Source organism: Streptomyces sp. AC558_RSS880 (assembly GCF_019049255.1).
Classification (GTDB): Bacteria; Actinomycetota; Actinomycetes; order Streptomycetales; family Streptomycetaceae; genus Streptomyces.
Genome location: NZ_JAGMUJ010000161.1, coordinates 424,801 through 425,523, shown reverse-complemented (window position 1 = coordinate 425,523; position 723 = coordinate 424,801). Strand labels below are relative to the sequence as shown.

General features: G+C 64.7%; 1 protein-coding gene. It reads left to right on the top strand.

Annotated elements, in window-relative coordinates; translation table 11 throughout:
* The coding region (locus KUM38_RS42595; RefSeq protein WP_254398299.1) for a cbb3-type cytochrome c oxidase subunit I at positions 1 to 723 on the top strand (723 nt) is incomplete at both ends.

The window sequence follows — 723 nt, the reverse complement described above, 5'->3', positions numbered from 1 at the left end:
ACCCCGGACGGGGCGGCCGACTTCGGCTGGTTCGCCTACTCCCCGCTGTCCGACGCGGTCCGCTCGCCGGGCATCGGCGCCGACATGTGGATCATGGGTCTGGCCTTCTCCGGCTTCGGCACCATCCTCGGCTCGGTCAACTTCATCACCACGATCATCTGCATGCGTGCGCCCGGCATGACGATGTTCCGCATGCCGATCTTCACCTGGAACGTGCTGCTGACCGGTGTGCTGGTCCTGCTCGCCTTCCCGGTGCTGGCCGCGGCGCTGTTCGCGCTGGAGGCGGACCGCAAGTTCGGCGCGCACATCTTCGACTCGGCCAACGGCGGGGCGCTGCTGTGGCAGCACCTGTTCTGGTTCTTCGGCCATCCCGAGGTGTACATCATCGCGCTGCCGTTCTTCGGCATCGTCAGTGAGATCATCCCGGTCTTCTCCCGCAAGCCGATGTTCGGCTACATGGGCCTGATCGGCGCGACCATCGCGATCGCGGGTCTGTCGGTGACGGTGTGGGCGCACCACATGTACGTCACGGGCGGTGTGCTGCTGCCGTTCTTCTCCTTCATGACGTTCCTGATCGCGGTGCCGACGGGCGTGAAGTTCTTCAACTGGATCGGCACCATGTGGAAGGGGTCGTTGAGTTTCGAGACCCCGATGCTGTGGACGCTGGGCTTCCTGATCACCTTCACCTTCGGTGGTCTGACCGGTGTCATCCTGGCCTCGCCG